Raw genomic sequence first — 13,427 nt, 5'->3', positions numbered from 1 at the left:
GGGGACATCGAAACGGGCGGGGAAGACCGCGAGCGGGGGGCTCGGCAGTCGGTGAACGCTTCGTTTGCGAGCAACCGTGGGTTAGGGCGCGCCGTCGTCAAGACGGTAGCCGGCGGACTGCAGGCCACTCGATGCTCCGACGGCTCTTGCCAGGAGATCGGCGCCAATGAACCGCATTCTCAAATACTATCTCGACACACTTATCCACACCGGCACCTTCAGCGTCATCGACGCCGATGGAAAGCTCGAGACCTGGGGCGATGGCACCGGGGAGCCGCTCGTCGTGCGCTTCAACACGCGTGCGGCGGAGCGGGCGGTGGCGCTCAATCCGAGCCTCAAGTTCGGCGAAGTCTACATGAACGGAGGCACGGACGTCGTCGAAGGCACGATGTACGACGTCCTCGCCCTGATCTTCCGTAACGCCGGCAACCACGTCACCAGCCGACCCTGGATGCGGGCGATCGAACGGATGCGCCGCGTCGCCCGTGGGATCGTCCAGTACAACACCCCCAGGCGAGCCCGCTCCAACGTCAAGCATCACTACGATCTGTCGAGCCAATTGTACGACCTGTTCCTCGACGAGGACCGGCAGTATTCCTGCGCCTATTTCGAGCGCCCGGACGCGACGCTGGAGGAGGCCCAGATCGCCAAGAAGCGACACATCGCCGCCAAGTTGCGCCTCGACCGCGACGACCTGCGGGTCCTGGACATCGGCTGCGGCTGGGGTGGCATGGGCCTTTACCTCGCCCGCAACCTGTCGGCAAACGTCGTCGGCGTGACCTTGTCCGACGAGCAGCTGGCGATCGCCCGGCAACGGGCCGAGGAGGCCGGCCTTGCCGATCGCGCCGAGTTCCGCCTGCAGGACTATCGCAAGACGGAAGGCCCGTTCGACCGGATCGTCTCGGTCGGCATGTTCGAGCATGTCGGCGTCGGCTTCTACGACGCCTATTTCTCGCACTGCTCGAAGATCCTGAAGGACGACGGCGTGATGCTGCTGCACACGATCGGCCGCTACGATCGGCCCGGCAACACCAATTCCTTCATCCAGAAGTACATCTTCCCGGGGGGGTACATACCCGCGCTTTCCGAGGTGATGGCGGCAGCCGAGCGCAGCGGCCTGATCGTCAGCGACGTCGAGGTCCTAAGGATCCACTATGCCGAAACGCTGAAGCACTGGCGGGAGCGTTTCCTGGCGCGGCGCGAGGAGGCCAAGGCGCTCTACGACGAGCGCTTCTGCCGGATGTGGGAATTCTACCTCGCGGCGTCCGAATCGGCCTTCCGCTGGCAGAATCTCGTGGTATTCCAGCTGCAGTTCACCAAGCACCTCGACGCCCTGCCGATCACCCGCGGCTATATGAGCGCCGAGGAGGACCGTCTGCGGCAGCTCGACGAGACCGGAGCCGAGAACGTCACGAAGCTGCGCGGGCGCGAGGCGGCGGAATAGCCGCAGCCCTGCCGGTCCCGCCGGACGACGAAGCCCGCGGCACGCTCCTGCCGCGGGCTTCGTCGTTCGTACGGCATCCGTCGGCGCCCCTCGGCCAGGCGCCGTTCGGCAGGCCAGTTTCGCCCGGCGGTCCTCGGAAAACCGCCTGGCGAACGAAGGTCAACCGAACAGTTCGAGATCGCCGTCGTCATCGTTGGCGGCCACGTCGTCGATTTCCGCCTTGTGGAGCCGTTGCTTCAGTTCCGAGAGCCGGATCGTCTCGAGCGCCGGGCCGATGGTGATAGACCAGCCCTCGCCCGTCTGCTCGCCGACGGCCGAGACGAAATTCGAGAGATTGTCGAGCACCTGGGTCGTATGATCAATCTTCTGCACGGCCCGGATGTAGCTGGGATCGCGCGAGAGATGTTCGTGACAGACGAGGTGGTGCATCTCTTCGGCTGTAACGGCGAGCGAGCGCAGTTCCTCGGCCAGGATCTGCAACAGGCTGGAGACGGGAAGGGAAGTCATTGGCACTCTCGACTTGTCCGGCCAACCGGCTGTTTTCTTGAAGACGGACACGAAGACCTCTGTGCCGCCGACGGTGTCGGTTAGAACAGGTCGACGTCGCCGATCGATTGCGGCGCCCTGACCGGAGCTGCCACCGGGATCTTTGGCATCGACGTCTCTTCGAAGAAGATCTGACGCGCCCGGCCCGAGTGTGGCCAGTATTCGATCCTGCGGCCGCGTGTGCCACCGAGCGATCCGCCGAGATAGCGGATGTTCTCCATCTGCAGGAAGCGTTCGGCGAAGGCGGCGTTCTTGGCGCCGACGTCGGACAGACCGTCGACGGTTCGCGCGCCGCCGAACAGCTTCGCCTCGAGATGTCCGCGCCGCGCACCCCGGTTCAAAAGGCCGTTGACCAGGACTTCCATGAGATAGAGCCCGAAGCTCTCGGCCCGCCCGGCCTCCGATCCGCCACTTCCCGGCAGAAGAAAGTGGTTCATCCCGCCGACGCCGGCATCGGGATCGCGGATGCAGGCCGCCACGCAGGAGCCCAGCAGCGTGGTCAGGATGGTATCCTCCCCGCGCTCGACCTTGGCCTCGCCCTGCATGATGTGAATGCGATTCTGCCGACCTGCCGTGATCATTGAAGCCGCCCCACGACCGCCTCGATGGTCTTCTTCAGGACCGGCACGGTGATCGGCTTGGCGAGAAAATTGTTCACGCCGAGCTGTGCCGCCTTCATGACCAGTTCGCGGTCACCCTTGCTGGTGAGGATGATGAAAGGCGTCTTCTTCGTCGCGCCATACGAGCGGATCGCCTTGAGCAGTTGGATTCCGTCGAGTTTTGGCATGTTGAAGTCGGAAATGATGATGTGACAAGGCGTCTGCATCATCGCCTTCAACGCTTCCTCGCCGTCGCAGGCGAAGACGATCTGTTTGATGCCGAGTTGCTCCAACGCGTCGCGGATCAGCATGCGACTGGTTCGGTGATCGTCGACGATCAGGACTTTGAGGTGATCTGCGATGCTCATGACGCTATTCCTTCCGAGGCCGAGTAGACGCGAATTTGATGAAAGAAGTCTCTCCTCCGGTCATAAAATCCTTGATCTGTAAGAGTTTACCCACCATTGAATATCTGCCTCGCAATGCGTCCGAGCGGCAGTTGACGTTCCACGGCACCAATTTCGTGAGCAACGCGGGGCATGCCGTAGACGAGCGAACTTTCCTCGTCCTGGCCAAACGTCTGGGCTCCGGACTTGCGCATTTGAAGAAGCCCTTGCGCACCGTCCCGGCCCATGCCCGTCAGGATCACTCCGCAGGTCGGGCCGCTGAAATTCTTGGCGATCGAGGCGAACAGCACGTCGACCGAAGGGCGATGGCCCGAGACCGTGTCGCTCTCGACGAGCGCCACCGTCGCCCGCGCTCCCTGCTTGACGATCATGTGGCGCATGCCGCCCGGCGCCAGATAGACATGGCCGGGCAGCAGTGGCTCGCCCCCCTTCGCCTCGCTGACGCGTGCCCGAGAAACCCTGTCGAGCCTGGCGGCGAAGGAGCCGGTAAAGGCGGCCGGCAAGTGCTGGACGATCACCGTCGGCGGGCAGTCGGCGGGAAATTCCGACAGAACCTGCATCAGCGCCTCGACGCCGCCCGTCGACGAGCCGATGGCGACGAGGTGCGGCAATTGCACGCGCCGATCCCTGGCCGGATCGGAGCCGGAATGATGCGGCGTGACAGAGCCCTTGCGGCGCTTCGCCATCCCCGACTTCGCTTTCGCCGCCTCCTTGATCAATCCGGGCAGCTCGCTGAACATGCTCTCGCGGGCGCTCGGCTTGGCGATGCAGTCGAACGCGCCGATCTCCAGCGCCGCCAGCGTCGCGGCGGCGCCGGGTGCCGTCAGGTTCGACACCATGATGACCGGCGTCGGCCGCAGCGTCATGATCTTTTCCAGGAACTCGATGCCGTTCATGTTCGGCATCTCGACGTCGAGGGTGACGACGTCCGGATCGAGCTGCTTCATCTTGTCACGGGCTTCGTACGGGTTCGCCGCCTCGCCCACGACGACGATGTCAGGGTCACGGCTCAAGGCATGCTTGATCAAGGCCCGCATGGTGACCGAGTCGTCGACGACGAGAACGCTGGCTGCGCACATTTCTCAGATCTCTCCCTGCTCCGAGACCCGGACGCGGACCATCGGATGGCGGTTCAGTGCGTGGGGCCTCTTTCCGAGCAGTCGTCGCGCCGCATGAGACACGGTGCCGGACTTGCACGGAACTTCGGCATGGCCCGGCATGCCGTCACCGAATCTTGCGGTAGGACGTGTTGCCGTGAAACTCCACGGCCTCGAGAGCCGGTCCGGTGACGCGTTCCGAATGCCCGATGAACAGGACGCCGTTCGGCAGAAGTCGGTCGGCGAACCGCTTCCAGACCCGTTCCCGGGTGGGCTGGTCGAAGTAGATCGTCACGTTCCGGCAGAAGATCGCGTCGAACATTCCGCGCATCGGCCATTCGCCGTTGAGGTTGAGCTCGCGGAAGGCCACGAGATCGCGCAGCGGGTCGGCCACCTCGTAGAGCATTTCCGTCGCCGCCACGCCGCGGCCGCCGCCTTCGCCAACGCTCGGCCGGAACCACTTGCGGCGCAGCTCGGCGGGAACGCTCTCGAGGGCGCTCGCCCCGTACACCCCTGCCCGCCCCGTCGCCACGACGTTCGGATCGATGTCGCTCGCCAGGATCCGCACGTCGTACTCCGCCGCGTTCGGCATCAGCGACAGGATCGTCATGGCGATCGAGTAGGGTTCGTGGCCGATCGAACAACCGGCCGACCAGATCCTGACGCGGCCGCCACGCTTGGCTTCGGCGAGGAGTGGCGGCAGAAGGACGTCGCGCAACTGATCAAAGTGATGCATCTCGCGGAAGAAATGCGTCACGTTGGTGGTGAGCGAGGCGAGCATCGTCATTCGCTCCTCGGTCCCGGCTCCGGCCTCGACGAGGGCGCAATAGTCCTTGAAGCTCTCCAGCCCGAGGGCGCGCAGACGCTTGGATAGACGGGAGTAGACGAAGGTCGCCTTGGTGTCGGCAAGATAGATGCCGGCGTCCTCGTAGAGCAGCTTCGCGATGGTCGCGAAATCGCGCTCCGTCATCGGGAACTCACCGTTGCCCAGCGTCGCGGCGCCCGCGCCCGCTCGCTTGGAAACGTGCGTTATGGACTCACGCGTTGCCGTCACCGACCTGTACTCCTGGGTGGGCGCAGCCGTATCGCTGCCCGTATTGGTTCGCGCACGCCCCGGGCGGGACGCCGCATTGGCATCGTCTCAGGCAGCCGACTGGAACTGCGGCAGGACGTTGTCCGTCGCGATCAGCGAGATCATCCGGCCCTCGATCGCCATGACCCCCCTGACGAAGGTCTTGGCGAGATCGGATGCGAGATCGGGCGTCGGCTGCAGCAGCTCGTCGGTGATGGTCAGTATGTCCGACACCGCGTCGACCAGGAGACCGAACAGCTGCAGTTCGACCCTGACGACGATGATGACGCTGCGCGCCGTCGGCACGGTACGCGGAAATCCCAGCCGGGCTGCGAGATCGACGATCGGCAGCACCGCGCCGCGCAGGTTGATGACACCGTTCACGTAGGACGGTGCATGCGGCAGGGGCGTTGCCTGCGTCCAGCCGCGGATTTCGCGGACCGACATGATGTCGACGCAGAATTCCTGCTCGCCGATGCAGAAGGCGATGAGTTCGCGCGCCGACCGCGGGTCGTTCCGATTGTCGTTGAGAGGTGGCGAAACGGTCGTCATCCTGCTTACTCCGCTGCGTGCTTCATGCCACTGTTGAAGAAATTGCCTTCGACGCGCGACGTCGCGACCACTGCGTCGACGTCGAGGATGAGAGCCACCCGTCCGTCGCCGAGGATCGTCGCCGCGGCAATTCCGGGAACCCGGCCGTAATTGGCTTCGAGGCTCTTGATCACCACCTGGCGCTGACCCTGGATGCCGTCGACGAGAAGCGCCGAGCGCGCACCGTTTTCGGCCTCGACCAGGATGGCGACGCCACCCGTGGCGCTTGCCAGATCGTGCGAATAGCCGAGCTCGCGAGCGACGTCGACCAGCGGCATGAAGGTGTCGCGGACCTGCACCAGCCGGGCATCGCCGCCAAAGCTCTTCACCTCGCTCGCCTTCGGCTGCAGCGTCTCGATGATCGCCGTCAACGGCACCACCACGGTCTGATCACCGACGGAGACGATCATCCCGTCGAGGACCGCCAGCGTCAGCGGCAGGCTCATGGTGAAGGTCGAGCCCTTGCCGGGCCGCGAGGTGATCGACACCCGGCCCCCGAGCGCCTGGATCGAGCGCTTGACGACGTCCATGCCGACGCCGCGGCCGGACAGCGAGGAGATCTTGTCGGCAGTCGAGAAGCCCGGCAGGAAGATCAGATTGTCGGTCTCCTCGTCGGACAGATTCGCCTCGGCCGGGACGAGTCCTTTCTTGATGGCGGTCTCCTTGACGCGCTTGCGGTTGATGCCCGCGCCGTCGTCGGAGATCTCGATCACGATGCGGCCGGAGCGGTGCATCGCCGCGACGCGGACGACGCCCTCCTCGGGCTTGCCGGCCGCGAGGCGGTCGGCGGGCTTTTCGAGGCCGTGGTCGATGGCGTTGCGGATCATGTGGGTGAGCGGATCGGCGAGCCGTTCGATGACGGTCTTGTCGACTTCCGTCCACTCGCCTTCCGTGACGAGACGCACCTGCTTGCCGGAGATGTCGGCGACTTCGCGGACGAGGCGCGGCAGGCGCTGGAACACCGACTTCACCGGCTGCGCGCGGATCGCCATGACCGAGTCCTGGATCTCGCGGGTGAGCTGCTCCAGCTCGTCGAAGCCGACAGCGACGTCCGAGGCCCTGGCGAGGCCGGCCTGATAAGCGCGCTGGGACAGCATGACCTGGTGGATCACCAGCTCGCCGACGAGGTCGATCAGCCGGTCGACGCGCTCGAGGTCGACGCGGATCGTCTGTGCGGCGCCGCCGGCGCTGGCGCCACCCTTGCCGTCACCACCGGCATCGGCCTTGGCTGCGGCGGGTGCGCTCGGAGCGGGCGGAGCGGCCGGCTTGGGAGCGGCCTTCGCATGCTCCGGCTCGGGCTGGCTTGCCTTGGCCGCAACCGGAGCCTCTTCGTCGGGCTCGTGCGCCGGTTCGGGAGCCGGCTCGCCGTCCGGTGCCGCCCTGATGCGGGCGAGGATTTCTGCGATGTCGGGGTCGTCGGCTTCGATGTCTCCGTCCGGCTCGTCCAGGACGGCCTCGATCGAAAGGTCGCAGTCGAACTCGACGAACTCGAAGACCTCGCGGACCTTCTCCTCCGGCTCGGCAGTCGACAGTTCGATCGTGAAGGTGAGATAGGCCCCCTCGGGATCGATCGCCGTCAGAAGCGGCACCTCGGAGGTATTGCAGGAAACCTTCGCCTCGCCGAGGGCGTAGACGTCGCGCAAGACCCGGTTGGCCTCATTCGCCTTGGCATACATGCGCGGCGACGGCTTGAAGACGATGCGGAACTTGTTGTCGCCACCGATGCCCATGAGGTCGCTGATATCGACCGCGACGGGCGTGAAGTCGAAGTCGCCCATGCCGTCGTCATAGACCGGACCGTCGGTGGAGCCACCACTGGCGGCGGCCGTCGGTGCCGGCGGCTCCTCCCCCTTGGCGAGGGCGACGAGTCCCTTCAGTTCGTCGATCAGCCCCGCATTGCGTTCGGCGTCGGCGGTGCCGCCGTCACGTGCCGCAGTCACGAGATCGGCCAGGGCATCGGCCGACCGTAGCATGATCTTGACGACCTTCTCGGAGGAGTCGAGACGGCCGGTACGCATCTCGTCGAGGGTCGTCTCGAAGACATGGGCAAAATGGACCAGATCGTCGAGGCAGAACGCGCCTGCCCCGCCCTTGATCGAGTGAACGGCGCGGAACACGGCATTGACGGTGTCGGAATCCGCCTCGCCGTTCTCGATCGCCAGAAGTCCTGCTTCGAGTTCCGCCAACTGCTCGGCGCATTCCTCGAAGAAGGTTTGCCGGATTTCGGCCATTGCGTCCATGGTCTATCTCTTTCCACCCTCGATCCGGCGCGTCGAAGCCGGCATGTTTCCTCGAGCCCTGCGCCTTCCGGCCGATCGTCGTCAGGCGGCGACGCGGTTGATCGCGTCCACCAGCTTGGTCGGATCGAACGGTTTGACGATCCAGCCCGTCGCACCGGCGAGCCGGGCACGCTGCTTCTTCTCCGCGTCGCTCTCGGTCGTCAGGACGAGGATCGGAATGGCGCGGCGGCTGGCATCGGCGCGGACTTCCTCGATGAACTGGAAGCCGTCCTTGCGAGGCATGTTGATGTCGGTGATGATGACGTCCGGCTCGATCTCCATGCCCTCGAGCACTTCGATGCCGTGCTGGCCATCCTCGGCCTGGACGACCGTGAAACCGGACGACGCCAGCGTGACCTTCAACATCTCGCGCATCGTGCGCGAGTCGTCGATGGTGAGAATGGTGCGTTTCATTGAGCTACTTCCTTCTCGAGAATGGCCTGGGGCGTGAGGCCCAGGACCTGCAGGCCGGAGGTGAACGAATCGGATGGTTCGGCGATGCTGAAGGCCGCCATCTCGTCTTTCCAGGTGGCAGCGGCAGCGATGAGGATCTGCACGCACTGGGTGCCGAGGCGCTCCACCTTGGAGGCGTCAAGGACGATGTTCTGCCCGCGCAGCGACATCAGTTTCTCGGCGAGCGGGGTCGCCGCCTTGAGGTCGAGCACTTCCGGCAAGGCGTAGACCGTGCCTTCGGCAGAGCTCGTCTTGGTCGACTTGCGGGCCATCAGAATTCCTCCCAGCTTTGAGCCGATGCGTTGGTATCGTGAGCCCGTGCGGCGCCGCCCGTTCCCGTCGACTTCATCTGCGGCACGGCGCGCGGCGCGGCCTTGGCGACCGGCCTGTGCGCCTTCGGCGCGGCGGCGTGAGGTCTGGCCGTCATCGCAGCGGCGCTCTTGCCGCCGGTCGTCCTGAACCGCGCCACCGCCTCGGCGAGGCCGTCGGTCTCCGTCGAGAGCGTCTGGGCGGCCGCGGTCGACTGTTCGACCATCGCGGCGTTCTGCTGGGTCACCTTGTCCATCTGGTCGGCGGCGCCGGAGACCTCGCGCAGGCTCGTCGCCTGTTCACGGGCCGATTCGGCGATCCTGGCGACTACCTCGGCCATGCCGGCCACCTCGGCGACGATCTCGTCCAGCGACTTGCCCGACGCCGACACCAGTTCGACACCCTTTTCCACCTGCTCGGAGGACGCGGTGATCAGACCCTTGATCTCCTTGGCGGCTTCGGCCGAACGCTGGGCCAGCGCCCGCACTTCCTGGGCGACCACGGCAAAGCCCTTGCCGGCCTCGCCGGCCCGGGCGGCTTCGACGCCGGCATTCAAGGCGAGGAGATTGGTCTGGAAGGCGATCTCGTCGATCACCCCGATGATCTGCGAAATCTGCTGGGACGAACCCTCGATCGCATTCATCGCCGAAACCGCCTCGGCGACGATCTCACCACCGCGCTCGGCTTTCTTGCGGGCCGACTCGGCGCTCTTGCGCGCTTCGCTTGCTCCGTCGGCCGTCTGATTGACCGCGCTCGACACCTGGCTCAGCGCCGCGACGGTCTCCTCGAGATTCGCCGCCTGCTGCTCGGTGCGCTGGGCAAGATCGTTGGAGGCGACGGTGATCTCGGAGAGGCCCGTGCGGATCGTGCCGACGGTGCCGATGACCCGAGCGATCGCGGCTTCCAGCTCCTCGACCGAGGCATTGAACTTCGCACGAATCGGCTCGAATTCCGGCGCCACGGTGCCCGTCATCCGCACCGTCAGGTCGCCCGAGGAGAGCCGGTCGAAACCGGCGTCGACGACGCCCATGAAGGATCTGAGATCTTCCGCCTTGGCGCTTTCAAGATCGGCCTGGCGCTGCTTGGCGGCAGCTTCGGAGATTCGGGCAGCTTCGGCTTCCCTCTCCAGCCGATCGCGTGCGATCGCCTGTTCCTTGAAGATCTGCACCGCGCCGGCCATTTCGCCGATCTCGTCGTGCCGGCCCGTGGCAGGAACCTCCACCGACTTGTCGCCGGAGGCGAGGCGGCGCATGGCCGCGGTCATGGCATTGATCGGCTGCGAGATGGAGCGGGCGAGCGGAACGGCGCAGGCGATCAGCACGACGAAGAGAAGGCCCGCCCAAAGAAGTGCCCTGTAGACCTCGTCCATGAACTGCGTCTGGAGATCGTCGACGTAGAGCCCCGCCGCAATCGTCCAATCCCACGGCGCGAAAAGCTGCGCATAGGAGAGCTTCTGCGCCAGTTCGTCCGAGCCCTGGAGACGGGGGCGATAATACGGCGTGAAGCCACCGCCCTTGTGGGCGTTCTCGACCATTTCCCGGTTATAGTAGCGGCCGGTCGGGTCCTTCGAGGTGAAGGCATCCGTGCCCATCAGCTTCGGATCGGGATGCATGACGCGCTTGCCGTCGCCGTCCATGAAGAACAGATAGTCGTTCTCGCCGAAGCGGATCGGAAGGGCTGCCTCGCGCGCTCGGTCCTGGGCCTGCTGCAGCGACAATTCGCCCGTCTCGACCCGCGCCTGGAAGCCCGAGAGCATGGAGATCGCGCTGTCCACCTGGGAGACGATCAGGGCCTTGCGGTCCTTCCAGATGGTCTGGTGCAGCGAATAGAGCTGCAGCGACATCGCAAGGCCGCTGACGAAGGCTGCCACTGCGATCAGTGCCCACAATTTCTTGGTGATCGAAAAATTCATCGAAACTCTGCCCTAACAGCCTGATTCACTCGGCATGACCGACGACCACGACATGCGGCGTGACGGCGATCCGCTGGTCCTTGACGAGGACGACGGATTCCACCGCGCCGATGCTCCACCGGATCGGAGCGCCCACGACCATCATGATCAGGATCGGCGCAGCGAACGATTGCGTCAGCGTGGGAAGATGGGCGTTTGTCCTCGATCCCCTTGACCGTCGCGTGCTTCGACTGCTCAGCACCCGTGACTGTCGACGCCAAACTAGCGACAAGCTCCTAATCAATTCTTTATCGCGCCCCCGGATGTTTGAAGGTGGATGGGACGCGCACCGGCAACCTGCAAGAACATCAAGGTCACTTACGTAATACTCGGAAGTTCATCCCTGTCGCCCGGTACGGCCACGCCTTCCGACCGGGCCGGACCGGTCGGCCGTTCGAAATGCGCATGACGACAGAAAGCCTTCCGGCCTGTGCGAGCCTTGCTCGGCCACTTGTGACCGGCAGAAGAATGATGGAGAAACGGTCGCTGCAGGATGCAGCAGAGGATGGCAGGAACGATGCCCGAGACAGGAATTGAGCGGCCGGTCGTCTTCGTTTTCGGCTCCGTGAACGTCGATCTCGTCTGCCGGGTCCCCGCCATCGCCCGGCCGGGGGAGACCGTGCTTTCGGCGCGCTACGAACAGCTCTATGGCGGCAAGGGGGCGAACCAGGCGGTCGCAGCCCGGCGTTCCTCGGCCCTTCCCGTCGCCATTGCCGGCGCGGTCGGAGATGACGATCTGGGGCGCGGCGCGCGGCGCAGCCTCGACGACGAGGGCATCGACACGACCAATCTCGCCACCGCCGGCGAGCGCACCGGCTGCGCCTTCATCGCCATCGACGACGAGGGCGAGAACGCCATCACCGTCGCGAGCGGCGCCAATCTCGAAGCGGGTGCCGCCGCCGTCGACCCCTCGCTGTTTCGAAAGGCGGCGGTTCTCGTCCTGCAGATGGAGATCCGCCGCGGCGAAAACCTGGCGGCCGCGAGGCGGATGACCGCGGCGGGCGGGCGCGTCGTGGTCAATCTCGCGCCGGTGCCGGCCGATCTGAGGCAAGATGAACTTGCCGAAATTCTTGCCGCCAGCACCGTTCTGATCGTCAACGAGAGCGAACTTTCTTCCGCCGCCAATATTTCGCGGTCTTTGGGCGATACTCCTGCCGCGACGGCCGATCAGCTGGCGCGGCGCTTCGCCATCACCGTGATCGCCACGCTTGGCGCCGAAGGCGTGCTGATCGCCGACGGCAGCGGCGAGACGACGCATGTTGCGGCGCTGCCGGTCGATGTCGTCGACACCACCGGGGCGGGCGACACCTTCGTCGGCGTCTTCGCCAGCGGCCTTGCCGAGGGACTGTCGGTCGCGGAGGCGGCGCGGCGCGCCGCGGTCGGCGCCTCGCTCGCCTGCCGGAAGGTCGGGGCCCAGACGGCCATGCCGTCCAGGGCCGAGATCGAAGCGGCGCTGGCGAACCGGTGAGCCTTCCCGCCGTCGCCCATCTGCGGCTGCGCCTCAGCCCGGACTGCAGCATCGGGCCGGGCAAGGCGCGGCTGCTCGAAACCATCGCCGAGACGGGCTCCATCGCCGCCGCCGGCCGCCGCCTCAAGATGAGCTACAAGCGCGCCTGGAGCTTGGTGGAGGAGATGAACCGCGGCTTCCGCGAGCCGCTCGTCGCCTCCGCGCGGGGCGGCAGCAGCGGCGGCGGCGCCTGTCTGACGCCGGCCGGAGAAGCCGTGCTCGCGAGCTATCGGCGGGTGGAGAGCCGCGCCGAGGCCGCCGTCGCCGGCGAGATCACGGCGCTGCGAGCTCTTTTGGCGACGCCCGATGCGGTCTCCGAAAGCCCACTCGACGAAGCCGGTAGAAAATAGTGGCCGGCACTTGACCGACGCGACGAAGCGATATGTTCTGAGAAACATATCGGAGATCTCCCATGCAACGCCCCCTCCCACTGCTGGCTCTCGCCGCCGCCCTCGGCTTCCTCGCATCCGCCGGCCATGCAGCAGCGGCGACGACCGTCGTGGCGGTTGCCGCCAACTTCACCGAACCGGCCAAGGCGATCGCCGCGGCCTTTGCCGAGAAGACCGGCGACACGGCGGAACTCAGCTTCGGCTCGACGGGCGCGCTCTACGCCCAGATCGGCCAGGGCGCCCCTTACGAAGTGCTGCTCGCGGCCGACGACGAGCGACCGCGCCGCGCCGTGACGGAAGGCTTGGCGGTGGAGGGTAGCGTCTTCACCTATGCGATCGGAACGCTGGTCCTCTACAGCGCCGATCCGAACCTCGTCACCGGCCCCGACGCCCTGACGGCCGGCGGCTTCGACAAGATCGCCATCGCCAATCCGAAGACGGCGCCCTATGGCGCGGCGGCGGTCGAGACCATGCGGAATCTCGGCGTCTACGACGATCTCGCCAGCCGCATCGTGCAGGGCAACAGCATCGCCCAGACCTTCCAGTTCGTGGCGACGGGCAATGCCGAACTCGGCTTCGTCGCATTGTCGCAGATCGCCACGACGAAGGGCGGCTCCCGCTGGGTCGTTCCGCCCGAGGACCATGCCCCCATCCGCCAGGATGCCGTCCTCCTGAACACCGGGGCATCCAGCGCCGCAGCCAAGGCGTTCCTCGACTTCCTCAAGGGTCCGGAGGCCGGGAAGATCATCGAGAAATACGGCTACGCGGCCGGTGGATGAAACG

General features: G+C 65.8%; 14 protein-coding genes. 4 read left to right on the top strand and 10 right to left on the bottom strand.

All coding sequences use genetic code 11. From position 1 onward, the window contains the following. Positions 1–166: 166 nt before the first annotated feature. A complete protein-coding gene (locus GTK09_RS15060; RefSeq protein ID WP_163464002.1) occupies positions 167–1,444 on the top strand; it encodes a cyclopropane fatty acid synthase in 1,278 nt (425 codons plus the stop codon). Positions 1,445–1,603: 159 nt separating this feature from the next. Here the strand turns inward: GTK09_RS15060 and GTK09_RS15055 are convergent, their stop codons facing one another. The 10 genes from GTK09_RS15055 to GTK09_RS15010 form a co-directional block, all read right to left on the bottom strand. Next, positions 1,604–1,951 carry a DUF8776 family protein gene (locus GTK09_RS15055; RefSeq protein ID WP_163464001.1) on the bottom strand — a complete coding sequence of 116 codons (348 nt, stop codon included), beginning with the start codon at positions 1,949–1,951 and terminating at the stop codon, positions 1,604–1,606. Between the two features lie 80 nt (positions 1,952–2,031). After that, on the bottom strand, positions 2,032–2,571 hold the full coding sequence (locus GTK09_RS15050; protein ID WP_163464000.1) for a chemotaxis protein CheD: 540 nt from the start codon (positions 2,569–2,571) through the stop codon (positions 2,032–2,034). Beyond that, positions 2,568–2,957: a response regulator gene (locus tag GTK09_RS15045; RefSeq protein WP_163463999.1), complete on the bottom strand. Its 390-nt coding sequence runs from the start codon at positions 2,955–2,957 to the stop codon at positions 2,568–2,570. Before GTK09_RS15045 ends, GTK09_RS15050 begins: the two co-directional genes overlap by 4 nt. Positions 2,958–3,043: 86 nt before the next feature. Then, a complete protein-coding gene (locus tag GTK09_RS15040; protein WP_163463998.1) occupies positions 3,044–4,075 on the bottom strand; it encodes a protein-glutamate methylesterase/protein-glutamine glutaminase in 1,032 nt (343 codons plus the stop codon). 145 nt (positions 4,076–4,220) lie between these two features. Then, the gene (locus tag GTK09_RS15035; RefSeq protein ID WP_163463997.1) at positions 4,221–5,063 is read right to left on the bottom strand and encodes a CheR family methyltransferase; all 843 of its coding nucleotides are present in this window, start codon (positions 5,061–5,063) and stop codon (positions 4,221–4,223) included. 171 nt (positions 5,064–5,234) lie between these two features. Next, the gene (locus GTK09_RS15030) at positions 5,235–5,717 is read right to left on the bottom strand and encodes a chemotaxis protein CheW (RefSeq protein WP_163463996.1); all 483 of its coding nucleotides are present in this window, start codon (positions 5,715–5,717) and stop codon (positions 5,235–5,237) included. A 5-nt stretch (positions 5,718–5,722) separates the two neighbouring features. Beyond that, entirely contained in the window at positions 5,723–7,996 is a 2,274-nt protein-coding gene (locus GTK09_RS15025; RefSeq protein ID WP_163463995.1) for a chemotaxis protein CheA, read from the bottom strand. Positions 7,997–8,077: 81 nt separating this feature from the next. Further along, positions 8,078–8,449, bottom strand: coding sequence for a response regulator (locus GTK09_RS15020; protein WP_163463994.1), 372 nt, complete (start codon positions 8,447–8,449; stop codon positions 8,078–8,080). After that, positions 8,446–8,760 (bottom strand): STAS domain-containing protein, encoded by a 315-nt coding sequence (locus GTK09_RS15015; RefSeq protein ID WP_163463993.1) that lies wholly within the window; start codon positions 8,758–8,760, stop codon positions 8,446–8,448. Before GTK09_RS15015 ends, GTK09_RS15020 begins: the two co-directional genes overlap by 4 nt. Then, positions 8,760–10,709, bottom strand: a complete 1,950-nt coding sequence (locus GTK09_RS15010; RefSeq protein WP_163463992.1) for a methyl-accepting chemotaxis protein — start codon at positions 10,707–10,709, stop codon at positions 8,760–8,762. The genes GTK09_RS15015 and GTK09_RS15010 overlap by 1 nt, the downstream gene beginning before the upstream one ends. Positions 10,710–11,265: 556 nt before the next feature. Here GTK09_RS15010 and GTK09_RS15005 point away from each other — a divergent pair. The 3 genes from GTK09_RS15005 to modA all read left to right on the top strand — a co-directional run bounded on the left by GTK09_RS15005 (position 11,266) and on the right by modA (position 13,423). Next, entirely contained in the window at positions 11,266–12,216 is a 951-nt protein-coding gene (locus GTK09_RS15005; RefSeq protein ID WP_163463991.1) for a ribokinase, read from the top strand. Beyond that, positions 12,213–12,605, top strand: a complete 393-nt coding sequence (locus GTK09_RS15000; RefSeq protein WP_163463990.1) for a winged helix-turn-helix domain-containing protein — start codon at positions 12,213–12,215, stop codon at positions 12,603–12,605. The genes GTK09_RS15005 and GTK09_RS15000 overlap by 4 nt, the downstream gene beginning before the upstream one ends. Before the next feature lie 62 nt (positions 12,606–12,667). After that, the gene (gene modA / locus GTK09_RS14995; protein ID WP_163463989.1) at positions 12,668–13,423 is read left to right on the top strand and encodes a molybdate ABC transporter substrate-binding protein; all 756 of its coding nucleotides are present in this window, start codon (positions 12,668–12,670) and stop codon (positions 13,421–13,423) included. The last annotated feature ends 4 nt before the right edge of the window (positions 13,424–13,427 follow it).

The sequence above is a fragment of the Jiella pacifica genome, assembly GCF_010500815.1.
Classification (GTDB): Bacteria; Pseudomonadota; Alphaproteobacteria; order Rhizobiales; family Rhizobiaceae; genus Jiella; species Jiella pacifica.
The sequence above is the reverse complement of the archived record's forward strand: the minus strand, read 5'-3'. Positions and strand labels throughout refer to the sequence as shown.